Origin of the sequence: Pseudomonas fortuita, assembly GCF_026898135.2 — a bacterium.
GTDB lineage: Bacteria > Pseudomonadota > Gammaproteobacteria > Pseudomonadales > Pseudomonadaceae > Aquipseudomonas > Aquipseudomonas fortuita.
The window spans coordinates 2,068,681-2,091,860 of sequence record NZ_CP114035.2 but is presented as its reverse complement, the minus strand read 5'-3'; the positions used below and the strand labels follow the sequence as shown (position 1 = coordinate 2,091,860).

The 23,180-nt window shown below is 63.7% G+C and carries 18 protein-coding genes and 2 pseudogenes; 8 read left to right on the top strand and 12 right to left on the bottom strand.

The window, feature by feature from the left end; all coding sequences use genetic code 11:
- Nucleotides 1–12: 12 nt before the first annotated feature.
- Nucleotides 13–498 (bottom strand): annotated as a pseudogene (locus tag OZ911_RS28960) (methyl-accepting chemotaxis protein); the annotation flags it as partial.
- A 798-nt stretch (nucleotides 499–1,296) separates the two neighbouring features.
- Nucleotides 1,297–1,578, bottom strand: a pseudogene (locus OZ911_RS28955) (PAS domain-containing protein); the annotation flags it as partial.
- A gap of 458 nt (nucleotides 1,579–2,036) precedes the next feature.
- On the opposite strand from OZ911_RS28955, the gene OZ911_RS09625 reads away from it, so the two are divergent.
- The 4 genes from OZ911_RS09625 to OZ911_RS09610 all read left to right on the top strand — a co-directional run bounded on the left by OZ911_RS09625 (nucleotide 2,037) and on the right by OZ911_RS09610 (nucleotide 5,968).
- Nucleotides 2,037–3,350, top strand: coding sequence for a C4-dicarboxylate transporter DctA (locus OZ911_RS09625; RefSeq protein WP_016485879.1), 1,314 nt, complete (start codon nucleotides 2,037–2,039; stop codon nucleotides 3,348–3,350).
- A gap of 44 nt (nucleotides 3,351–3,394) precedes the next feature.
- Nucleotides 3,395–4,099, top strand: coding sequence for a FadR/GntR family transcriptional regulator (locus OZ911_RS09620; protein WP_016485878.1), 705 nt, complete (start codon nucleotides 3,395–3,397; stop codon nucleotides 4,097–4,099).
- 16 nt (nucleotides 4,100–4,115) lie between these two features.
- The gene (locus OZ911_RS09615; RefSeq protein WP_016485877.1) at nucleotides 4,116–4,784 is read left to right on the top strand and encodes a GntR family transcriptional regulator; all 669 of its coding nucleotides are present in this window, start codon (nucleotides 4,116–4,118) and stop codon (nucleotides 4,782–4,784) included.
- Nucleotides 4,785–4,906: 122 nt separating this feature from the next.
- Complete coding sequence (locus tag OZ911_RS09610; protein WP_016485876.1) at nucleotides 4,907–5,968, top strand: hypothetical protein; 1,062 nt, start codon at nucleotides 4,907–4,909, stop codon at nucleotides 5,966–5,968.
- A gap of 15 nt (nucleotides 5,969–5,983) precedes the next feature.
- Here OZ911_RS09610 and OZ911_RS09605 read toward each other — a convergent pair whose 3' ends face one another.
- Nucleotides 5,984–6,412, bottom strand: a complete 429-nt coding sequence (locus OZ911_RS09605) for a PACE efflux transporter (RefSeq protein WP_016485875.1) — start codon at nucleotides 6,410–6,412, stop codon at nucleotides 5,984–5,986.
- 100 nt (nucleotides 6,413–6,512) lie between these two features.
- Between OZ911_RS09605 and OZ911_RS09600 the strand changes: the two genes are divergently transcribed.
- Nucleotides 6,513–7,391 (top strand): LysR family transcriptional regulator, encoded by an 879-nt coding sequence (locus OZ911_RS09600; RefSeq protein WP_016485874.1) that lies wholly within the window; start codon nucleotides 6,513–6,515, stop codon nucleotides 7,389–7,391.
- A gap of 142 nt (nucleotides 7,392–7,533) precedes the next feature.
- Nucleotides 7,534–9,420 carry a methyl-accepting chemotaxis protein McpA gene (mcpA, locus tag OZ911_RS09595; RefSeq protein WP_023047831.1) on the top strand — a complete coding sequence of 629 codons (1,887 nt, stop codon included), beginning with the start codon at nucleotides 7,534–7,536 and terminating at the stop codon, nucleotides 9,418–9,420.
- An 84-nt stretch (nucleotides 9,421–9,504) separates the two neighbouring features.
- On the opposite strand, the gene OZ911_RS09590 is transcribed toward mcpA, so the two are convergent.
- The gene (locus OZ911_RS09590) at nucleotides 9,505–9,882 is read right to left on the bottom strand and encodes a RidA family protein (RefSeq protein ID WP_023047830.1); all 378 of its coding nucleotides are present in this window, start codon (nucleotides 9,880–9,882) and stop codon (nucleotides 9,505–9,507) included.
- A 296-nt stretch (nucleotides 9,883–10,178) separates the two neighbouring features.
- On the opposite strand from OZ911_RS09590, the gene OZ911_RS09585 reads away from it, so the two are divergent.
- Complete coding sequence (locus OZ911_RS09585; RefSeq protein WP_016485871.1) at nucleotides 10,179–10,964, top strand: sulfite exporter TauE/SafE family protein; 786 nt, start codon at nucleotides 10,179–10,181, stop codon at nucleotides 10,962–10,964.
- A gap of 3 nt (nucleotides 10,965–10,967) precedes the next feature.
- Here the strand turns inward: OZ911_RS09585 and OZ911_RS09580 are convergent, their stop codons facing one another.
- From OZ911_RS09580 to OZ911_RS09560, 5 genes are all read right to left on the bottom strand, one after another.
- Nucleotides 10,968–11,507, bottom strand: a complete 540-nt coding sequence (locus tag OZ911_RS09580) for a histidine phosphatase family protein (protein WP_023047829.1) — start codon at nucleotides 11,505–11,507, stop codon at nucleotides 10,968–10,970.
- 111 nt (nucleotides 11,508–11,618) lie between these two features.
- Nucleotides 11,619–11,957: a DUF3325 domain-containing protein gene (locus tag OZ911_RS09575; RefSeq protein WP_023047828.1), complete on the bottom strand. Its 339-nt coding sequence runs from the start codon at nucleotides 11,955–11,957 to the stop codon at nucleotides 11,619–11,621.
- Nucleotides 11,954–13,474: a PepSY-associated TM helix domain-containing protein gene (locus OZ911_RS09570; RefSeq protein WP_070086479.1), complete on the bottom strand. Its 1,521-nt coding sequence runs from the start codon at nucleotides 13,472–13,474 to the stop codon at nucleotides 11,954–11,956. Before OZ911_RS09570 ends, OZ911_RS09575 begins: the two co-directional genes overlap by 4 nt.
- Nucleotides 13,471–13,758, bottom strand: a complete 288-nt coding sequence (locus OZ911_RS09565; protein ID WP_023047827.1) for a hypothetical protein — start codon at nucleotides 13,756–13,758, stop codon at nucleotides 13,471–13,473. The genes OZ911_RS09570 and OZ911_RS09565 overlap by 4 nt, the downstream gene beginning before the upstream one ends.
- Before the next feature lie 157 nt (nucleotides 13,759–13,915).
- Complete coding sequence (locus OZ911_RS09560; RefSeq protein ID WP_023047826.1) at nucleotides 13,916–16,156, bottom strand: TonB-dependent siderophore receptor; 2,241 nt, start codon at nucleotides 16,154–16,156, stop codon at nucleotides 13,916–13,918.
- Between the two features lie 289 nt (nucleotides 16,157–16,445).
- Here OZ911_RS09560 and OZ911_RS09555 point away from each other — a divergent pair, with 289 nt between their 5' ends.
- Nucleotides 16,446–17,729 carry an arsenic transporter gene (locus tag OZ911_RS09555; RefSeq protein WP_070086480.1) on the top strand — a complete coding sequence of 428 codons (1,284 nt, stop codon included), beginning with the start codon at nucleotides 16,446–16,448 and terminating at the stop codon, nucleotides 17,727–17,729.
- Between the two features lie 72 nt (nucleotides 17,730–17,801).
- Here the strand turns inward: OZ911_RS09555 and OZ911_RS09550 are convergent, their stop codons facing one another.
- The 3 genes from OZ911_RS09550 to OZ911_RS09540 all read right to left on the bottom strand — a co-directional run bounded on the left by OZ911_RS09550 (nucleotide 17,802) and on the right by OZ911_RS09540 (nucleotide 23,150).
- The gene (locus tag OZ911_RS09550) at nucleotides 17,802–18,878 is read right to left on the bottom strand and encodes a beta-keto acid cleavage family enzyme (RefSeq protein WP_016485864.1); all 1,077 of its coding nucleotides are present in this window, start codon (nucleotides 18,876–18,878) and stop codon (nucleotides 17,802–17,804) included.
- Nucleotides 18,879–18,940: 62 nt separating this feature from the next.
- A complete protein-coding gene (locus tag OZ911_RS09545; protein WP_016485863.1) occupies nucleotides 18,941–20,581 on the bottom strand; it encodes a fatty acid--CoA ligase in 1,641 nt (546 codons plus the stop codon).
- A 43-nt stretch (nucleotides 20,582–20,624) separates the two neighbouring features.
- Nucleotides 20,625–23,150 carry an efflux RND transporter permease subunit gene (locus OZ911_RS09540; RefSeq protein ID WP_268968640.1) on the bottom strand — a complete coding sequence of 842 codons (2,526 nt, stop codon included), beginning with the start codon at nucleotides 23,148–23,150 and terminating at the stop codon, nucleotides 20,625–20,627.
- Between the last annotated feature and the right edge of the window lie 30 nt (nucleotides 23,151–23,180).

Sequence of the window (23,180 nt, the reverse complement as noted above, 5' to 3'; positions counted from 1 at the left end):
AAGCATCCTGCCTTAGCGGTTGAAGCGCTCCACCAGGGCGCGCAATCCGGCGCACACCTGTTCCAGTTCGGCGCCGCGCGAGGCGGCGGCGTTGGCGCTGTGAGCGCTATGCTGGGCAATTCCGGCTACGCCGTTGATCTGCCGCGAAACGTCTTCTGCCACCGCCGACTGCTGCTGCGAGGCGGTCGCCATCTGCTGGCTCATGTCACTGATACGCTGCACCGCGTCACGAATGCCATGCAATGCCTGCCGGGCTTCCTGGACCTGAGCAACACCTTGCTCGGCGCCAATGATGCCTTGGCTGGCAATGGCCACGGCCTCCTCGGCGCCAGTGCGCAAGGTGTCGATGATGGCCTGGATGTGCAGTGTTGACTGGCGGGTCTTGTCAGCCAGTGCACGTACCTCGTCGGCAACCACGGCGAAACCACGGCCTTGTTCGCCCGCACGCGCAGCTTCAATGGCTGCGTTGAGGGCCAGCAGGTTGGTCTGTTCGGCAATACCGCGGATCATCCCGGCAGCTTCGGCGATGGCACCGGTCTGACCGGCCAGGTGGCTGACCGCCTGGTTGATCTGGGTTACGGTGCTGGCCAAGGTGCGAATCGCCGCGCCACTGGCATCGGCCACCTGGCTACCCTGTTCGGCCAACTGGTGCGCAGTGCGGGCTTCGGCAGCAGTCAAGTGCACGTGGTTGGCCACTTCACCGATGGAGGCCGCCATCTGGTTCATCGCTGTGGCACTCAGATCGGTTTCTGCGCGCTGCTCCAGCGACGCCGCCTCAGTGCTGCGTGACAACTGCCCGGCATCGTGGGCCGCCACGGCCATTTGCCCGGCCAGGTCGCTCAACCGCGTCAACGCGGTTTTCAGGCGCGCTTCTTCGCTGATCAGCATCAGTTGCAGTTGCCCGGCAGCGCCAGGCAGGTCGCTGTAGGTCAAGGCCGCGACCGGGTCGGCGAAGGTACCTTCGGCACCCTCGACCACCTGTTGCATCCGGCGTCCGATGGCGTTGTGCGCCCACAGCCCGTAGGCCAGGAACAACCCCACGGTCAGCCCCTGCCCCACCAGGCCAGGCCACAGCTGGTTGGCGCCCAGCGCCAGCAGCCCGCCGGCCAGTGGCAAGGCCAAGGCCTGCACCAGCATGCTCAGCCGGCGCGGTACCGACAGTGCCGCCTGGCCGGCACGCATCCGCGCATACAGGGCCTCGGCGCGTGCCACCTGCTCACGCGTGGGGCACACCCTTACCGACTCATAGCCCACCACCCGCCCACCTTCGAGAATCGGCGTGACATAGGCGTTGACCCAGTAGTAGTCGCCGTTGCGGCAGCGATTCTTGACGATACCCATCCAGCTCTTGCCAGCCTTCAGGTAGCGCCACATCAGTTCGTACACCGCCGGCGGCATGTCCGGGTGGCGCACCAGGTTGTGCGGGCTGCCGATCAGTTCAGCGTCGCTGTAGCCGCTGATGGCGGCGAATTCGGGGTTGCAATAGGTGATCAGGCTGGCGGTATCGGTAGCGGAAATGAGCCGCTGATCAGAGGGAAAACGTTGCTCGACCGGGGTTACCGGCAAGTTGAGACGCACAGTGAGACTCCATTCATGGGGGGTGCCAGGCGGCTGCTACCGAGCGTTTTGCGGGATAAATAATCCCGCAAACACCTGCTTGGTGACTGCCCAGTCAGGCGCGGATTCTACGAGCCCCAACACATAAAGCAAATAAACCTTACGGATCATGGCGTTATCTATTATTCAAGGCCCTTGGCTGGGCTTGGCAAGCTGATTGCAAAGCCCTTGAGGCGCTGGTCAAGCCCTGCACAATTTCGTACGAGCCACCTGCATGGCGCGCACCGAACTAGAGCCTGGCAAGCCAGAGTGCCCCATAACTGGTCAGACCGGTAAGGCCAAAAACCCTTGCAATGTCGGATTTTTCGCGCTTTTATGGCTTCGCGCTGAACAAACCGGTAAGACCACAATAATTAAGTCCTGCGCTCTTTCGCCCCGTGCGGCTACCGAAGCAAGGACACCGATCAGAGACTCCCCCCATGCTCAAATGGTGCTCGCGTTCGATATTCCTGCAAGTCGTGCTCGGCCTTGCCCTCGGCATCGCCTGCGGTCTCAGTTTTCCCGACCTTTCCCTGCAACTCAAACCCCTCGGCGACGGGTTCATCAAGCTGATCAAGATGCTCATCGGCCTGATCGTGTTCTGTGTGGTGGTGAGCGGCATCTCGGGCGCGGGCGACCTGAAAAAGGTCGGACGCATCGGCCTGAAGTCGGTGATCTACTTTGAAGTGCTGACCACTCTGGCGCTGGTGATCGGTCTGGTGTTCGCTTTCAGCAGTGGCATCGGCAGCGGTGCCAACATCCACCTGGACCAGTTATCCAGCGCCGATGCCAATGGCCTGGCCGAGCGCGGCCAGCACATCCATGGCGCCACGGCGTTCTTCATGGACCTGATCCCCACCTCCGTGGTAGGTGCCTTCGCCGACAACAACATTCTTCAGGTATTGCTGTTCTCGGTGCTGTTCGGTAGTGCACTGAACCTGGTAGGTGACTCGGCCGCCGGTATCTCGCGGCTTATCAACGAGCTGAGCCATGTGATCTTCCGCATCATGGGCATGATCGTACGCCTGGCCCCCATCGGCGTATTCGGCGCCATCGCCTTTACCACCAGCAAGTACGGCCTGGAATCGCTGCAACACCTGGGCGGCTTGGTGGCATTGTTCTACCTGACCTGCGCCGGCTTCGTGCTGATTGTGCTGGGTACGGTGATGCGCCTGTCGGGGCTGAAACTGCTGCCGTTGATCAAGTACCTGCGAGAGGAGCTGACCATCGTCCTTGGTACCGCGTCTTCCGACGCTGTGCTTCCCCAGATCATGCGCAAGCTGGAGCACCTGGGCATTGGCAGTTCCACGGTCGGCCTGGTGATCCCCACCGGCTACTCGTTCAACCTCGACGGTTTCTCCATCTACCTGACCTTGGCCATCGTGTTCATCGCCAACGCGACCGGCACGCCGCTGGAAATGACCGACCTGCTGACCATCCTGCTGGTGTCGCTGGTGACTTCCAAGGGGGCTCATGGCATCCCAGGCTCGGCACTGGTGATCCTCGCCGCCACCCTGACTGCCGTGCCGGCAATCCCGGTGGTAGGCCTGGTGCTGGTGCTGGCGGTGGACTGGTTCATGGGCATCGGCCGGGCGCTGACCAACCTGATTGGCAACTGCGTGGCCACCGTGGCCATCGCCCGCTGGGAAAAGGATATTGACCTGGAACGCGCGCAGAACGTGCTCGACGGCAAGCTCGGCTTTACCCCAACCCCGCGCAAACAGCCCAATACGCACCATCAACAGGAATTTTGACCGAAAGTGGCCGGCGATGACGCCGGCCCTTGCAGGAGCGAACCGTGATCAGCTCATCGACCGTCGTCAACTCAGTGGTGGAAAAACTGCGCCAGGCCCTGGCCCGGGGCCAATGGCGCACCGGCGACATGCTGCCGGGCCAGCGCGAGCTGGCCGAACAGCTGGGCATCAGCCGGCCCAGCCTGCGCGAAGCGGTGACCGTACTGGAAACCTTGGGCCTGGTGCGCTCGCTGCCGGGCAAGGGCGTCCTGGTGCTGGATGCCGACGCCGTCACTCAGGAACAGGGCATGGACACCGGTGCTGCGGCCAGCCTGGCCGATGTGCTGGAGCTGCGCTACACCCTCGAGCCTTTCATCGTCGGGCTGGTGGCGCAGTCGGCCAATAGCCAGGACGTCGGCCAGTTGCGCCTCACCTTGATGGACATGCGTGAAGCGCTGGAGGCCGATGACAGCGAAGCCGGGGTAAAAGCCTACATCGCTTTCCATGAGGCGCTGTTCACCCTGACCACCAACCCGATCTTCCAGAGCGTGGTGCAACAGACCGGTAATGCCTTGAAGCAAAGTGCCGACATGCTGCGCAATTCGCCCGAACACCTGGCAGCACGGCTCAAGGAAAACGAAGCCGTGGTACGCGCCATTCGCGAACGCAACAGTGCCCAGGCCAGCGCCCAAATGCGCCAGCACATTCTGGCCGAAGGCCAACGCATGGGCATCCCGCTGAACATCCCGGACGAACACCCGCGCCCATGACCCCAGGAGAGCGACCATGAATGCCGCCCCCCACCTGCCAGCCCTGCTGGCTGCTGGCGAAACCCGTCTGTCGGCCGAGCAAATCTACCCTCGGCTGTTCGACGCCATTCTCGAACAGCGCCTGCCACCGGGCGCCCTGTTGCCCGAGCAGGCGCTGGGCCATGCCTTTGGCGTCAGCCGCACCGTGATACGCCGTGTGCTTGGGCGCCTGTCCGACCAGCAGGTGGTGGTGCAGCGGCCCAGCCACACCGCGCACCTGGCGGCGCCCGACCCGGACCAGGCGCGCCAGGTACTCAGTGCCAGACGCCTGGCCGAAACCACGCTGATCACCTTGGCCGCCCAACGCGCTCGGCCGGCGCAGGTGCGCCAGCTGCGGCAACTGGTGGAACGCGAACGCCAGCACCATGAAAGCGGCGAACGGTGCGCGGCAATCCGCCTGGGCGGCGAGTTTCACCTCAAACTGGCGCAGGTGGCAGCCAATGCGCCACTGGCGCGGTTTCTCAACGGCCTGGTTCCAATGACCTCGCTAATCATTGCCCGCTACGAATCGCCGTGCTGCGACCACTGCGCCTGGCAAGAACATGCGGCGATCATCGATGCCGTGGAGCAAGGCGATGCCGAGGCGGCGCTTGGGCTGATGCACAAGCACCTGGACCGCCTGGAACAAAAGCTCGACCTGAACTAGCCGCTCATGCTGACGCGGTCCCTGTAGGACCGCGATGACCGGGCGATGGGCTGCACAGCAACCCCACTCACCCGGCCCTATACTGCGAGAACCACCCCAGCCTCTACCAGGGAGGCGGCCGCGTGAGTTCTCGAATCCTTCTGTTGCTGTGCCTTCTGCTGGCCCTCACCGGTTGCGCGGGCAAGCGCCCACCAGCCCCGCCGCCCCCTGCGGTGCTCACCCCGGCCACCTGGCAACGCATCGATCAGGAATTGATCGACGCCTCGGTCGGCGCAGCCGGCTCGGCCAATGACTATGCACGGCGCTCCATGCGGGTGTGGCGGGAACAGGTACAACAGCGCACCGAAAGTGACTTCATCCCCTGGTTCACCGGCTACTGGACCCAACAGTGGCTGACCCTCAAGGTGGCCTGGTACAAACTCGACAGTGGCACAGGCCGGGAGCCGGCAGAAAAGCGCCTGGCCCTGTACCTGCAGGAGCAATACCACGTGCGGGTGATCGAGCCGGTGGCCGAACAGATCAACCCCGAGGGCATCCGTGACCGGGCCTGCGAGCTGTACCTGCAACTGTTCGGCCAGCAACTGCCAGCCATCATCAGCCGCTACAACGCGCCGCCCGAGCAGCTCAGCCAGCGCCTCAACCGCATCCCCGCCATCGCCCTGGGGCCACCGGATGCCCGCAATGCCAGCCTGTATCAACTGCTACGGGCCAAGCCGCTGGACCAGCAGCCGGCCTGGCAAGCCATGCGCCAGCACCTTCATCAACTGGCCAGCAAGGGCCCCGGGAGAACCGATGTCGGGCTTAATTCGGTGGCCACCCAGGCGAGCGACAAGCTCGGCGCTACCCTGGCCCCACGCGGCATCGCCAGCGCCGTCGCATCAGCAGTCGGCAAAGTGGCAGGAGCGATGATTTCAATCGCCGCGGCCGGCTACGGCATGATGACCCATGACCGCGAACAGCCGCAGATGGTCGAGCAGTTGCGGGTGATCCTCAACGTGGCACTGAACCAGGAATGGCAGGAGTTGATGGAGAACCGCCAGAGCGGGGCAATGGCGGGGGTGTATTACCTGTCGGGGCAGGTTGAGGACAGCTTGCTCGCCAGCGCACCACGGCCAGTTGAACAACCGGTGGAACAGCAGGTAAAGCAGCAGCAAGAACCTTTGATCATCCGCCTGCCGCCTTAGTGGGTACAGGCTGGATCAAGCAGCAGCCATGGCAGAACGTGGCAGCCCAAAGACCCGGTCGAACGCCCAGTTGTAGGCGAAGGTGTAGCACGGCACCAGAATGATGAACGCCATATCGACCAGCAACGCCTCCATCAGCGTCATGTCCAGCCACCAGGCAATCAGCGGGATCAGGTACACCACCAAGGTCAGCTGGAAACCGATGGCATGCGCCACTCGGCGCGCCACGCTGCGCCCGCGCCTGGCCTGGCGGCTCTCCCAGTACTCGAACAGGGTGTTGTAAATCAGGTTCCAGAGCATGGCGATGGTGGTGATCATGACCGCCAGTGGCCCGGTATGCGACGCCTGGGTGTCCGACAGGTAGGCCAGGCCGAGGGTCGACATGCACAGCCCGATCAGCTCATAGAAAGTCACGTAGACCAGTTTGCGTTTTAGTCCCTGCATCGGGATTACTCCAATGACAAAAGCGATGGGGCGCGATCATGCGTCATCATGCTTGACAGCAAAAGTCAGCGGCTGTCAGATCTACTGACAGGAGGCTGCCATGAATTTTTCCAGCGACAACATCCAGCTGTTTCTTGCCGTACTCGACCGCGGCTCGTTTTCCGCCGCCGCACGCGCCCTCCAGCGGGTGCCTTCGGCCGTGAGCATGGCCATCGGCAATCTTGAGGCCGAGCTGGGCTACAGCCTGTTCGAGCGCGGCTCACGTGAGGTTCGCCCTACCGCAAAGGCTTTGGCCCTGGAGCCACACGCCAGGCTGATTGCCGAACAACTGGGGCTGCTACAAGTGCATGCCCTGGAGCTGTCCCAGGGGTTGGAAAGCAGCCTGAGCGTGGCCGTTGTGCCAGACATCGACCACCGCCCGTTGCTGGCGGCCATCGCCAGCCTGGGCGAGCGCCACCCGTTGCTGGATATCGCCCTGCTCAGCGCCCCGCAGGAAGAAGCCCTGCACTTGCTGGACAGCGGGCGGGCCGACCTCTGCGTGGCCTTTGCCGGCCTGCAGGTCGATGCCCGCCGAAGCTTCCAGCACATCGGCGTGGAGTCGCTGGTGGCCACGCTGTCGCCCACCCACCCGGCCTTGCGCGAGGGGCGCATTCACTACCTCGAAGACCTGACCCGGGTGCGTCAGATTCTGGTGCGCAGCCGCGACCTGCCGCTGGCTGACCCGCGCCCGCTGATCGGCGCCACACACTGGTCCACCGACAGCTTCGACCTGGCGTTGCAAATGGTGGAAGCCGGCCTGGGCTGGGGCGACCTGCCACTGTCACGGGTCGCGCCGCGGCTGGCCAACGGGCGCTTGGTACGCCTGGATTTTCGCAATACCCGCAACGAGTTGCAGTTGCCGGTACACATTTTGTGGCGCAAACAACAACCGCTGCAGCAGGCCGCACGGCTGTTGATCGAACAGCTGACGAATCAGTGACTGCCGTCTGTCGAAACGCCCAGAAGAAATTACTGTAAGTGCTTCAATCTTTTACCCCTTGAGCCGATATCTCGGTCGACAGGCACCGCATCGCGTCATGAGCGTGCTGCGCCCTCCCCTCATTGGCTCAAGGTCTCGAAACATGAACCTGAAATTTCGCCACAAGATCCTGCTCAGCGCCTGCGGCGTCGTGGTCCTGGCATTTGCCCTGTTCACGCTCTACAACGACTACCTGCAACGCAACACGATCCGCCAGAACATCGAAGCCTCGGTACAGCAATCCGGCGCACTGACTGCCAGCAGCGTGCAAAACTGGATGAGCGGGCGCATCCTGGTGCTGGAAAACCTGGCCCAGGATATCGGCCAGCAAGGCACCGGCGAGACCCTGGCCGGGCTGATCGAGCAGCCTTCCTACACGCGCAATTTCCTGTTCACCTACCTGGGCCAGGCCAACGGTGTGTTCACCCAGCGCCCGGATACCCAGATGCCTGCCGGTTACGACCCTCGCCAGCGCCCGTGGTACGGCGCCGCCGCCAGCGCCGGGCAGACTGTGCTGACAGCCCCCTACCAAGGCGCTGTCGGTGGCCTGATGGTGACCATCGCCACCCCGGTGAAGCGCAAGGGCGATGGTGAACTGATGGGTGTGGTCGGTGGCGACGTGACTTTGGACACGCTGGTCGAGATCATCAACTCGGTCGATTTCGGCGGCATCGGCCACGCCTTCCTGGCCGACGCCAACGGCCAGGTGATTGTCAGCCCCGACAAAGACCAGGTGATGAAGAACCTCAAGGACATCTATCCGGGCAGCAACCTGCGGGTTGCCGCCGGCATGCAGGATGTCATCCTCAACGGCCAGGACCGCATCATTTCCTTCGCCCCGGTGGCCGGCCTGCCGTCGGCACAGTGGTACATCGGCCTGTCCATCGATAAAGACAAGGCTTACGCGGCGCTCAGCCAATTCCGCACCTCGGCGATCATCGCCATGCTCATTGCCGTGGCTGCCATCGCCGGCCTGCTGGGCCTGCTGATCCCGGTGCTGATGCGCCCGCTGACCACCATGGGCCGCGCCATGCGCGACATCGCCGAAGGTGAAGGCGACCTGACCCGCCGCCTGACCGTGCAAAACAAGGACGAATTCGGCGAGCTGGCCACCTCGTTCAACCGCTTTGTCGAACGCATCCATGCCTCCATCAGCGAAGTGTCCTCGGCCACCCGCCTGGTGCATGACCTGTCGGAAAAAGTGGTCAGCGCGTCCAACGCGTCAATCAGCGGTTCTGAAGAACAGAGTATGCGCACCAACAGTGTGGCCGCGGCCATCAACGAACTGGGGGCTGCCACCCAGGAAATCGCCCGTAACGCCGCCGATGCCTCGCAGCATGCCAGCGGCGCCAGCGAGCAGGCCCACGGCGGGCGTGCAGTGGTCGAGGAAGCGATCAGCGCCATGACCGCCCTGTCCCAGCGCATCAGCGAGTCCTGCGCGCAGATCGAAACGCTTAACGCCAGCACCGACGAAATCGGCAAGATCCTCGATGTGATCAAGGGCATCTCGCAGCAGACCAACCTGCTGGCACTGAACGCCGCGATCGAGGCCGCCCGTGCCGGTGAGGCCGGCCGTGGTTTTGCCGTGGTGGCCGACGAAGTGCGCAACCTGGCACACCGCACCCAGGAATCGGCCGAAGAGATCCACCGCATGATCACCAGCCTGCAGGTAGGCTCGCGCGAAGCGGTGCACACCATGAACACCAGCCAGGTTTCGAGCGAGCAGACCGTGCAGGTGGCCAACCAGGCCGGCGAACGCCTGGCCAGCGTGACCCAGCGTATTGGCGAAATCGATGGCATGAACCAGTCGGTGGCGACCGCCACCGAAGAGCAGACTGCCGTAGTCGAGAGCCTCAACCTGGACATCACCCAGATCAACGCCCTGAACCAGCAAGGCGTCGAGAACCTGAACGAGACACTGCTGCACTGCGATCAACTGGCTCAACAGGCTGGCCGCTTGAAGCAGCTGGTAGGCAGCTTCAGGATCTAAGCCATGTCATAGACGGCAACAGCCACTGCCTGTTGCCGCCTCTTAGAAAAAATGGGTTATTGATTTGCAAGGGACTCAGCTCGGTCAGGCTTCGCCGACAAACGCCTGCACTTCAATTTCCACATCCACCCCCAGCGCCAACGCCGAGGCCACAGTCGAACGCACTGGCAGCGCCGCGCCAAAAAACTCCTTGTAGACCTCGTTGAAACCGGCAAAGTGGCTCATGTCCGACAGCCAAACCGTGGCCTTGACCACTTGATCGAAGCGCGCGTCGCAGGCCGCCAGGCTTTCGGCGATGCGCTCGCAGGCTGCGCGGGTCTGGGCCTGGATATCACCGCGCACTACTTCACCACTGGCGCTCATCGGCACCTGGCCGGAGAGGAACAGAAACCCCCCGGCCTTCACTGCACGGGAAAACGGAAACGGCAGGCTACTGGGGAAACGCTGGATGTCATTGCTCATGGGATGCTCCTTTCGAGGTTGCTGGAAACGGGCCGGGGAAGGTGGGGGCGCTGCGCCGGCAAGGTGACAGGCCGACCCTCGCCATGCCGCACTGATCGGCTCCGGTCCAAGCCCGGATTATCGCCCGCGAACGGGCGCCAGTTCGACGATTTTATCTGCAACCCCGGGCAAGCGTTCGCCCGGGGCCTGAACACATGCCGGTTATAACCTAATAACGAACAAGTCTATTTGGCTATAAAAAAATCTATATGCTGGCTGCATCCGATAACGGGCAAAGATGGGCAGTCGAGTAGCGTATGGATGTAGGTTCTTTCGGTTTCACCATTGCGGGCCTGGTCGTGGGTTTCATCGTCGGCATGACCGGCGTCGGTGGCGGCTCGCTGATGACCCCGATCCTGTTGTGGTTTGGCATCAACCCGGCTACGGCCGTTGGTACGGACCTGCTCTATGCAGCCATCACCAAGGCCAGTGGCGTCTGGGTGCATGCGCGCCACAAGAACATCGACTGGAAGATCACCGGGCTGCTCAGCCTGGGCAGCGTGCCCGCCGCAGCACTGACCCTGTGGTTCCTCAGCACCCTGCACACCGACACCTCGGCGCTTAACGCCATCATCAAGCAAGGCCTGGCAGTGGTGCTGATCCTCACCGCGCTGGCCATTCTGTTCAAATCGCGTCTGCAGGCCTTTGCCAGCCGCCATGCCAGTGACCACTATCACCTCAGCGACCGCAGCCTGAACACCCTCACCGTAGTCACCGGCGTGGTGCTGGGGGTTATGGTCACCCTCACCTCCATCGGTGCTGGCGCCCTGGGCACCGTGGCGCTGTTCCTGCTGTACCCGTTTCTGGTCACCCGCCGCCTGGTCGGTACGGAAATCGCTCACGCGGTGCCGCTCACCCTGGTAGCAGGCCTGGGCCACGCGGGCATGGGCAACATGGACTGGTCGCTGTTGGGCTACCTGCTGCTGGGCTCGCTGCCGGGCATCTACCTGGGCAGCCACCTCACCGGACGGATCTCGGACCGCGTACTGCGCCCGTGCCTGGCGGCGATGCTGCTGCTGATCGGCTACAAGCTGGCGTTCTGACCCTCAGCCCAGGCGCAGGCGCCACTGCCCGGTAAAGCTCAACTCGAGGCGCGAAAGCGGCGGCACGTCGACACGCTGGCTAGCCTGCATCGGGCACCCCAACACCTCTACCAACACGGCGCGCATCACCATCGGGTGAGTCACTGCCAGCCACTCACCCGGCGTGTCGAAGGCCGCCAGCCAAGCGGCCACACGCTGGCATACTCTCGCGAAAGATTCCCCCCCATGCACCGCACTGGCCGGGTCCTGCAGCCACTGCGCCAACGCCTGCGGTTGTTCGGTTTGCAACTGCTTCAGCGGCAAACCCTGCCAACGCCCCAGGTCGCAATCGGCCAATGCCGGCTCGATCTGCACCGGCCCCGACCACCACGCCGCCGTCTCGCAGGCTCGCCGTTCTGGCGCAGTCAGCATTTGCACGCCGGGCACGATGGCGTCGGGCTCTTGGGTCAACGGCAAGATGGCGTCATCTGCACGGTGCAGGCGCCCGGTCTTCTGGGCCTGGGTCAGGGCATGGCAGATCAGGGTCAGGCGGACGGCTTTCACCGGGGCTCTCTCGCAGCAGGCAGGGGCCCATGGTTTAGCATGCTGCGAGGCGTTTGGCTGCAACATTGTCGCCACCCGCACAAACGCGTATCCCTTGTAGGCGCGCTCAGTTCATAGATAGGTAACCACCTGCGCCAAACCCCACACCGGCAGCGCCCCCACCAATCCCACCGCCAGCCGTGGCCAGTACGGCAGTAACATCACCAGCACCAACCCCGCCAGCGACAACACGCCGAACCAGGCCACCGGCCCCATGGCCCAGCCCCAGGACTGGGCGCACAGCGTCAGGCTCGCCAGCAACGCCAACCAACCGGCACTGCGCAGGCTGATACTCCAAACGCGCGGGCAGGTGCGATTCCACACCTGTTTGTAATGCCGCTCCAGCCCCTGGCACAGCCCGAGCATACCGGCATAAGCGAACAGCACTGCGCCTGCAATCCACATCATCATGCCTCGGCCTCCTGTTGCCGGCCTGCCCGGGCCTTGCGCTGCACCGGTTGTACTTGCCGCACCCGCCAGGCCACCAGCCCAATCAACACGCCCAGCACCAACGCACAGGCCGCTACGCCCAGGCGCATGGCGTCTTCGAGGCCGCCAAACGCACCCAGGCCGATGCACAGCAATGCCGTCAGCAACAGTTGCTCGGCCCATGCACGGCGTGCCGGCCTGACACCCGCATGCAACAGCGCCAGCAGCCATACACCAAAGAACGCACGTACTTCCCAGCTCTCCCGCTGTAGCAGTTCCACCGGCAACAAGCGGCTGGCCCACAGCAGCCCGACGCATGCCAGTAGCAAACCGCTGATGAAGCCCACGTTGCACACCTCGGCCACCCGGTACCAGCGCCGTGCCGAAGCATCGGCAGTGGCACTGACATACTTGCGCCCGCGCTTTACGCAGAACAGCACCAGGCCGCTGGCGATCATCAGGCAGCTGACCAGCCCGCACACGAAGTACAACCAACGCATCGGGTAGCCGCCAAATTGGGCAAAGTGCAGCCCGACCATGACCCGCTGGGTCAAAGGCACCGCGCGCCACTCAGGTACGTCGCTGAGCAGTTGCCCGCTGACGCCATCGAAGACCATGGCCTGCCCCTTGGCCAGGGCAATCCGGTTGCCCAGCTCGGGGCGGATTTCAACGCGCGCCGCCGCCGTGTTCGGGTTGCGGATGTTCAAGCCGCCGATCGGCCCCAACCGCGCCTCGGCCTGGGCCAACAGCGGGGCTACATCCACCAGCGCGGCCGGCTGCCTGGCCAGGCCACGGGGCTGTTCCACGCGGGCATTGCCTTGGGCCTGGAAGTAGGCGCGTGCGTCGCCGGCAAAGAGCGCATCGACCCCGGCGGGGATGTAGATGAGCATGAAGATCACCAGGCCGGTGTAGGTGATCATCAGGTGGAACGGCAGCAACAGCACCGCGCTGGCGTTGTGGAAATCCAGCCACGAGCGCTGGCCCTTGTTCGGCCGGAAAGTAAAGAACTCCTTGAAGATCTTCTTGTGGATGACGATGCCGGTCACCAGTGCCGCAAGCATCACCAGCGCCAGCGCACCGACCACGAAAATACCCCAGTTGCGTGGCAGGTCGAGGGTGAAGTGGAAGCGGAAGAAGAAGTTGCCGCCGACACTGTCACGCACCTCGATGGCCTCGCCGGTGCGCGGGTCGAGCTGCACGCCACCGCCGTGGCGGCGCTCGCCGGTAGAAACGCGCAGCCCTGGCGCGCGTTCGCTCGGCAGGCTGATGCCCCAGTTGCCTGCTTCTGGTTCATGGGCCTGCAGGTAGTTGATAGCGCGCCGGGCAGCGTCGGCCTGGGGCACCTGGGTGGCCGGGATTTCCGGCTGCATCCAGTGGTTGAGCTCCTTGTCGAACACCGCCAGGGTGCCGGTGACGAAGATGGCGAACAACAGCCAGCCGAAGATCAGCCCGGCCCAGGTATGCAGCCAGGCCATCGATTGGGTGAAGGTATTCTTCATGTCAGCCGCTCCATTACCTGGGGCCAGAAACCGATCAGGGCAAAGGGCGCGGCCAGTGCCAGCGGCGCCCAGGCGCGCAGGGCATCACGGCAGGCGAAGGCCCAGAGGATGGCAACGGTGTAAAAAATGAACGCCGGCAGGGTCGCGACGATGACCGCATCGGCGGCAGATAGCGGCAGGATGCGGGCCAGGCAGGCACTGGCGGCGTAGCTGAGGGCGTAACCGCCGAGCAACGCGGCGGCGCTGCGAGAGAGTAGTTGTAGCCAGGCAGGGGCTTTGATCATCGGAGGGTTCCTTGAGGTCCGGTGATGAGGCCAGGGCTGTGCGCAGCCCAATCGCCGGCAAGCCAGCTCCCACAGGCCCCGCACAGCATTCGAGGGCTGTGCGGTACCTGCAGGAGCGGCCTCGTGTCTCGATCGGGCCGCGAAGCGGCCCCCGCTGTCAGAAGTTGATATTCAGCGCAGCAAACACCGCCCTGCCCGGCTGGTTATACGTGTTGGCCCCCGAACTGCTGGCGTTGCCGCCACGCAGGATCTGCTTGTCGAACACGTTGTTCACGCCCACCCGCACGTCGTAGTTGGCGTTGAACTTGTACCCGGCGCTCACATCCACCAGGCCATAGGCCTCGACGTCCTGCTGCGCGGCCTTGTCGTAGTCTTGCTGGGTGCGGTAGTTGTAGGTCGGCGATTTCTGCTTGCCAAAGTAGGTGCCCGCCACCTGGAACGACAGCTGCTCGGTGGCGCGCCAGTCCAGGGTGGTGTTGACGGTATATTCCGGGATCACCGACAGCGGTTCGCCAGTCTCGCGATTGTCGTTGTCGAGCATCCAGGTCAGGTTGGTGTTCCAGTCCAGGGTCGGCGTCAGCTCGATGAAGACGTTGCCTTCGATCCCTTCCACCCGCGCCTTGCCGGCGTTTTCCCACTGGGTCACGCGGCGGCCGCTGTTGATGGCATAGAGCACATCGGTACCGCCGATGATCTTGTTCTTGTAGTCATTGCGGAAGTAGGTGGCGCTGGTACGCCAGGTGCCGCGGTCGTACAGCAGGCCAATCTCCTTGTTGACGCTGATTTCCGGCTTGAGGTCGGCGTTACCCTGCAGGTAGCAACCACCGGAGTTGGTCTGCCCCACACTGCAACCTTGGCCGCGGCTGTAGAGCAGGTAATTGGGGTTGGACTGGTACAGGTTCGGCACCTTGTAGGCGCGAGCAATGCCGCCTTTGACCGACAGCGCCTCGGTGAGCTTGTGCGACAGGTTCAGGCTGGGGCTGAAGTTGTCGCCAAACATCTCGTGATGGTCAAAACGCAAGCCAGGCGTCACCGTCGTGTCGCCGATGACGATATTGTCCTCGACGAACAACGCGTAGCTTCTGGCGGTCATCTTCGATTCGCTGCGGTCGAAACCGCTGATCGCGTCATTGCCCGACCCACTCGGGTCGAAGCTCTGCGGACGGAACGAGCCTTGGTCGTTGAGCGACTCGTACAGGTACTCGCCCCCCAGGGTCAGCACATGCTCGGTGCTGCCCAGGGCGAACGGCAAGTTGACCTCACTGTTCAAGCGCGTGTTACGCAACCGCGACATCGCCGCGCCGCTGTCGTTGATCGCCCCTTCCGGGCCACCAGCCAAACCCTCGTTGAGGCGCCAGTTGCGCACGTATTCGTAGGCCAGTGTGGTCTTGCTGGTACCCCAGGTGAAGTCGCCCAGGTGGGTCAGGTCGTAGGTGCTGCGCTGCATGACGTTGGTTTCGTGGCCATACAGGCTGGAAATCAGTGCGACGTCGCTGCCGCCGTTGCTGTTCATGGTGTCGCCCGCGTAGATATTGCCTTGGCGGCTGTAGCCGGCACTGGCTTCGAAGCGGTGCTCGTCGTTCAACTTCCAGCTGAGCAGGCCGTTGATGTCCTTGTTGCGCACCCCCTCGCGCCCGGCAACCAGTGCGCTGTTGGCGTGGCTGGCGTTGATATCGAGGTCGTCAGCGTCAGACTTGGCCAAGCCGCCGAACAGCCGGAAACCAAGGTTATCGGTGAGGCCGCCACCGAGGTTGAAGTTGGCGCGCCGGCTGGCACCCTCGGCACCGTCTTCCGGCAACTGGGTGAACAGGCTGACGCTGCCCTTGAGCTCGTCGGTGGGGCGTTTGGTGATGATATTCACCACCCCGCCCATGGCGCCGGAGCCGTAGCGAGCGGCGGCTGGGCCACGCAAGATCTCGATACGCTCGACGGCCTCGGCGGGCACCCAGTTGGTTTCACCACGGGTATCACGGTCACCGTTCCAGCCATAACGCACAGCGTTGCGGGCGCTGGAGGGCTTGCCGTCGATGAGGATCAGGGTGTTTTCCGGGCCCATGCCGCGCAGGTCGATCTGGCGGTTGTTGCCGCGCGCGCCGCTGGCGCTGTTGCCGGTCAGGTTGACGCCGGGCTCGCGGCGGATGATATCGGACAGGTCATTGGACGGCGGGTGGCGCTTGATGTCGTCGGCGGTGATGATCGACGAACCCAAGGCCTGACGCGCCTCGCGCTCGGCGGTGATCAGGGTGTCCTGAATCACCAGCGCGTTGTCGGCAACCGGCACTTCCAGCACCTCACCCGTACGCTGCTCTTCAGCCTGGGCCGCGGTGGCCACCATGGCCGGTGACGCCAGCGCCACGAACGCCAGGGCCAGGCTGTTGGGTGAAGTTCTGCACTGCATGGGTACATCTCCTGCGATTCATGAGCGAAACGGCACATCCCTGTCGCAAACCGGGAGCCCTCGCCCACCGGCCTCGCAAACACAGTCTGGTGGCCAACAGGGGTGGTAAATATAGGGAATTGCAAATGAGAGTAAATCGTATTTACGAAGTTTACATGTTTGTAACCGAACTTTGCTGAAGCGCGCGGTAGAGCGCCGTATTCCCGCTCACACAGAATCCTGGCCATGCTGCAGTAATTGGCTGCTGCACTGGCTACACTGGCCTTCCTCTAACCCGAGCCATCTGTTCATGCTCCCAGCCACGCTGATTTTCCTGTTCACCCTGACCCTGGTCATCTGGCAACCCAAAGGCCTTGGCGTCGGCTGGAGTGCCTCCTTCGGTGCGCTTCTGGCCCTGCTGTGCGGCGTGGTGTCACTGCACGATATCCCCACCGTCTGGGCAATCATCTGGAACGCCACCGCCACCTTCATCGCCCTGATCGTCATCAGCCTGTTGCTGGACGAAGCCGGTTTCTTCGCCTGGACGGCGCTGCATGTGGCGCGTTGGGCCCGAGGCGACGGGCGTCGCCTGTTTGCCTTCATGGTGCTGCTGGGGGCAGCGGTATCCGCGCTGTTCGCCAACGATGGCGCAGCCCTGATCCTCACCCCCATCGTCATGTCGATGCTGCTGGCGCTGCGCTTTTCCCCCACGGCAACCCTGGCCTTCGTGATGGGCGCCGGTTTTATCGCCGACACCGCCAGCCTGCCGTTGGTGGTATCGAACCTGGTCAACATCGTGTCCGCGGACTACTTCGGGCTCGGCTTCAACGCCTACGCCGCCGTGATGGTGCCGGTGAACCTGGTGGCGGTAGCCGCCACGCTGCTGGTGCTGTGGCTGTATTTTCGCCGCGACATCCCGCTGCGGTACGCCACCGACGACCTGCAATTGCCTGCCCTGGCAGTGCGCGATCGCGCCACGTTCCGTGCGGGTTGGGTGGTACTGGTGGTGTTGCTGGCCGCGCTGTTCGTGCTGGAGCCGCTGGGCATCCCGGTCAGCGCCGTGGCCTCGGCCTGCGCCGCCGTGCTGTTTGCCGTGGCCGCCCGCGGCCACGTGATTTCAACCCGCCGCGTGCTGCGCGAAGCACCGTGGCAGATCGTGGTGTTCTCACTGGGGATGTACCTGGTGGTGTACGGGCTGCGCAATGCCGGCCTGACCGACGCCCTTGCCGGGGTACTGGACTGGCTCGCCGGGCATGGGCTGTGGGCGGCTACGCTGGGCACCGGGCTGATTGCAGCGCTGCTTTCGTCACTGATGAACAACCTGCCCAGTGTGCTGATCGGCGCCTTGTCGATCCATGCCAGCGAAGCTCAGGGCGTGGTGCGCGAGGCGATGATCTACGCCAATATCATCGGCTGCGACCTGGGGCCGAAGATCACCCCGATCGGCAGCCTGGCCACGTTGCTGTGGCTGCATGTGCTGGCGCGCAAAGGGGTGGTGATCGGCTGGGGGTATTACTTCAAGGTCGGCGTACTGCTGACCGTGCCGGTGCTGCTGGTGACCTTGGCGGCCCTGGCACTTTGGTTGAGTGTTTGAGGTTGCCGAGCAGCTGGCTCCAATCCCTGGAGCACAGCTTCAGCCAGCGCAAAACCTCTCGTCAACCAATGCTCAGTTGCCGTCAGCGGTTTCAGCCGTCTTGCGCAAGAAGCCCTGCTGGCCACCGTTGCGGTTTGGCGCGAACCCATTGGCCTGCAGGCTTTCTTCGACGGTGTCGTAGAACACGCCGATCTTGCTGATTTCGCGGGCTTGCCTGGCGGTGGCGATCGGCCGACCGAACTCGCGCGACATGCGCACCAGCTGCTCGATCTGCTGCACCGTGGACATCTTCTCGGTCTGCGCCTGGTTCCACAGGTTGTCCTCGATGCCGCAGCGCACGTGCAGGCCCATGGCGATGCCCATCATGTTGATCGGCAGCACGTTGCGCATCGAGCTTTCCACGGTGAGCACGGCGCCGTCCGGCACGGCCCGCACGATGTTGGCGAGGCTGTAGATGTTCGGCACGTCCATGCCGCCGCCGATGGCCACCCAGTTCATCACCAGCGGGCCTTTGTAGATGCCACGGCGCATCAGGCGCTCGACCGACTCGAAACTGTTCAGGTTGTAGCACTGGAAGGCACTCTGGATACCCGCGGCGCTAAGGCGGCGCACGTGCTCCTCGACCCAGCCGGGCTGCGCGGGCACGGTCATTTCCTTGTAGGCCTCGTACACCGCCGGGTCTTCCATCGAAGTCCCGCGCACATCCTGATAGCCCCAGTGCTCGACCACGTTCATCTGCGAGGTGTTGACCGTCACCGTGACCTGATCGGGCTTGGGATCGAGCTCGGCCAGCATGTGGCGAGTATCGTCGCTCAGCCACTTGGCCGCAGCGCCTTCGGTCTCGGGGGCAAAGCTGATCGAGCCCCCCACCTGGATGATCATTTCCGGTACCGCTTCACGCACACCGGCAATCAACTCGTTGAACTTGGACAGGCGCTTGGAGCCCTTGCCATCCAGCTCGCGCACATGCAGGTGGAGCACCGTGGCACCGGCGTTGTAGCAATCCACGGCCTTCTGTACCTGCTCGGCCATGGTCACCGGGATGTCCTCGGGGAAGTCGGACGGCACCCAGGAAGGCGCATAGGGCGCTGCGGTGATGATCAACGGCTGCTGGTTCTCGGTGAACAGGTGGCCATCAAGGAAGTTCATGGGGTGTTCCTTATATTGGGATTGTTGGAAAGGTGTCGGTACAGACCGACGGCTATTGGGTTTCAGCAATGCATCTCGCGGATCAGCTTCTTGTTGATCTTGCCGACACTGGTCTTGGGGATGTCCGCCACGAAGTGCACCTGGCGCGGAATCGCCCACTTGTTGATCTGGCCACTGTCGACAAACTGCTTCAGGTGCGCTTCGAGCCCTACCTGATCGAGGCTGTCACCCGGCATGCACACCACCAGCGCAATCGGCCGCTCGCCCCAGTGCTCGTCGGGAATGCCCACCACCGCCACGGCATTGACCGCAGCGTGCTGGCTGATCAGGTTCTCCAGCGCCAGCGAGCTGATCCACTCACCCCCGGTCTTGATCACGTCCTTGATGCGGTCCTTGATCTCCAGCACCCCGTGGCGGTCGATCGAGCCCATGTCGCCGGTGTGCAGCCAACCGTCCTGCCACAGTTCGGCACCCTTTTCCGGCTCGTGCAGGTACCCCTGGGTCAGCCACGGCGAACGCACCACGATCTCGCCCAGCGACTCACCGTCGTGGGCCACCTCGACGCCCGCCGCATCAACGATGCGCAGGTCGACCATCGCCACCGGGGCGCCGGTCTTGATCCGCTGCGCCACCTGTTCGCACATGGGCAAGGCCAGGTCTTCGTCGTGCAGGTGGGTCAGGGTCAGCAGCGGGCAGGTTTCCGACATGCCGTAACCGCTGAAGATCAGCATGCCGCGCTCGCTGGCCTGACGCGCCAGGCCGTGGGTAAGCGCGCTGCCGCCGAGCAGGATCTTCCAGCGGCTGAAATCGGTGTGCCGGCCTTGCTCGCTGTCGAGCATCATCTGCAGCAAGGTGGGTACGCAGTGGGAGAACGTCACCCCCTCATCGCGGTACAGGCGCACCAGCTTGTCCGGCTCGTAGCGGCCCGGATACACCTGCTTGATGCCCAGCATCGTGGCCGTGTAGGGCACGCCCCAGGCGTGCACATGGAACATCGGGGTGATCGGCATGTACACGTCGCTGGATCGCAGCAACGGCTGGCCGTCGTAGGCGGCGAAAGTGCCTAACTGGTTCAGGGTGTGCAGCACCAGCTGGCGGTGCGAGAAGTACACCCCCTTGGGGTTGCCGGTGGTGCCGGTGGTGTAGAACAGCGTGGCCACCGACTGCTCGTCGAAGTCCTCGAACTCGGCCTCGGGGCTGGCTGCATCCAGCAGCGCTTCGTACTCGCCGAGCACCGGCAGCGACGTGGCCGCAGCCTCCCGGTCCGTCAGTTGCAGGTAGCCTTTGACCTTACCCAACTGGCCGTGCAGCTGCTCCAGCAGCGGCACGAAGTCGTCATGCACCAGCACCAGGTCATCCCCGGCGTGGTTCATGGTGTAGGCCACCTGCTCCGGCGACAGGCGAATGTTCACTGTGTGCAGCACCGCGCCAATCATCGGCACGGCGAAGAAGCATTCCAGCGAACGGTGGCTGTCCCAGTCCAGCAGCGCGACGGTGTCACCGGCCTGCACGCCGGCCGCGCGCAGCACGTTGGCCAGGCGCCGCACCCGCTGCTCGAGCTCGCGGTAGGTGTAGCGCAGCGTGTCGGCGTAGATGATCTGCTGGTCCGGCTGGTGTTGCACACCCGACATCAGCAGGCGTTTGATCAGCAAGGGGTAGGCATAGGCGCCGGCTGCCGGCGGCATTATTTTTGTCTTGGCCATGACGTTGGTTCCAGTTTCCATGTTCGAATCGACTAAGAGCTGACTACGCCTGCACCCGCGCTTGCGCGCGTGGTACCTGGGCACTGTCACGGGGCTGTGGTGCGGCTTCGCAATGCGCGGGGGCCGCCGCGACAAAGCGCTTGTCCGGCAGCAGGAAGTGCGACAGGGCCGGGATCAGCAGCAGTGCGCCGAGCATGTTCCAGAGGAACATGAAGGTCAGCAGGATGCCCATGTCGGCCTGGAACTTGATTGGCGACCACGCCCAGGCGACCACGCCGGCAGCCAGGGTGATACCCACCAGCCCGACCACCCGGCCGGTGAAGGCCACGGCGTTCTGGTACGCCTCGCCCAGGGTGCGGCCCTGCCGCTGGTAGTGCAGCTGCACACTGAGCAGGTACAGCGCGTAGTCCACGCCGATGCCGACGCCCAGGGCGATCACCGGCAAGGTGGCCACTTTCACGCCAATGCCCATGGCCACCATCAGCGCTTCGCACAGCACTGAAGTCAGCACCAGAGGCAGCAGCGCCACCAAGGTCGCGCGCCAGCTGCGGAAGGTGATCAGGCAGAACAGCGTGACCGCCAGGTAGACGAACAGCAGCATGGTGCGGTTGGCTTCGCGCACCACGATGTTGGTGGCAGCTTCGATACCGGCGCTGCCGGCGGCCAGCAGAAACTGCCGGTCGGGGCTGCTGTTTTCGCGGGCGAAGCGGTCGGCGATGGCCACCACGTCGTCCAGGGTCTGGGCCTTGTGGTCCTTGAGGTAGGCGATCACCGGCATCATCGAGCAATCGGTGTTGAACAGCTCCGGGGCGTTGACCGAAGCCTGCTGGGCGGCGTAGTTGAGCATGTCCTGGTTGCGCTGCAGGCTGCTCATCTTCGGGTTGCCTTCGAAGGCGCCTGCGGTGATCTGGCGCACGGCGTTGACCAGCGACACTGTGGTCTGCACCCCGGGGTACTGCTGCAACTGCCAGGCCAGGCGGTCGGCGAGGATCAGCGTCTTGTAGCTCAGGCAGCCTTCCGGCGGGGTCTTGATCATCACCGCGAACAGGTCGCTGGACAGCGCGTAGTGGCTGGTGATGTAGGCGTTGTCGCGGTTGTAGCGCGAATCGGCGCGCAGCTCCGGCGCGCCGCTGTCGAGGTCGCCGATCTTCAGCTGCAGGCTCACCCAGAAACCGCCCAGGCCCAGCAACGTGGCTACCAGCAACGCGCCGGTGGCCCACTTGCGCGTGGTAAAGCGGTCGAGGGCGTCCCACAACTTGCCAAAGCCCCGGTGCTCGGCGGCGCGCTGGTCGATACGCAAGGCACGCTCCGACGCCTTGCGGCCAACGCCAACGTAAGACAGCGACACTGGAATCAACAGCAACGACGTGAAGATCAATACCGCCACGCCGATGCTGGCGGTGATCGCCAGGTCCTTGATCACCGGAATGTCGATCAGCATCAGCACGGCAAAGCCCACGGCGTCCGCCAGCAGCGCCGTAACCCCGGCCACGAACAGGCGGCGGAACGTATAGCGCGCCGCCACCAGCTTGTGGGTGCCACGGCCGACGTCCTGCATGATGCCGTTCATCTTCTGCGCCGCGTGCGACACGCCGATGGCGAAGATCAGGAACGGCACCAGGATCGAGTACGGGTCGATGGCATAGCCGAGCCAACCGACAATGCCCAACTGCCACACCACCGCCGCCAGGGAGCAGAACACCACCAAGAGGGTACTGCGCACGCAGCGGGTGTACAGGAAGATAATCACCAGCGAGGTGACCACCGCCAGGGCGAAGAACATCATCACCTGGATCAGGCCGTCGATCAGGTCGCCCATCAGCTTGGCAAACCCGATGACCCGCACCTTGTACTTGCCCTCGCCTTCCTTGCCAGACGCGCGCGCCTTGCTGTCGCCGCTGTATTCGTACGTGTCGCGCAACTGCTGTTCGAGCATCTGCGAGAACTGCCGGTAGTCGATACCGCGCCCGGTAGCCAGGTCGTGGTCGAGCAGCGGCACCACCAGCATGCTGGACTTGAAGTCGCTCGCCACCAGGCTGCCGACAATACCGGCACGGTTGATGTTCTGGCGCAACTGCTCGATGTCGGCCGGTTTGCCCTGGTAGTCATCGGGCATCACCGCGCCACCCTGGAAGCCCTCCTCCGTGACCTCGGTCCAGCGCACGCCCGGGCTCCACAACGACTTCATCCAGGCACGATCGACGCCCTGGGCAAGGAACAGCTCGTCGTTGATCTTTTTCAGCACGTCCAGGTATTCGGGGTCGAAGATATCGCCCTGGGTGTTCTCCACCACCACCCGCACCGAGTTGCCCAGGCCGCGCAGCGACTTGCGGTTGTCCAGGTAGTTCTGGATGTAGGGCTGGCTCTGCGGGATCATTTTCTCGAAGCTGGGCCGCAGTTCCAGGCGAGTGACAGCCACATAGCCGAGCACCAGCGTGGCCAGCACCATGAACAGCATGAACAGCGGGCGATAGTTGAAGATCATGCGTTCGAGCAGGTTGCCGGAACGTGGATCGAAATCCCGCAGGTCGCGGATCACCGGCATGGTGTCTTGCTTGATGTTGGCCATCACGAGGCTCTCTTGGAATACTTGTGGGTC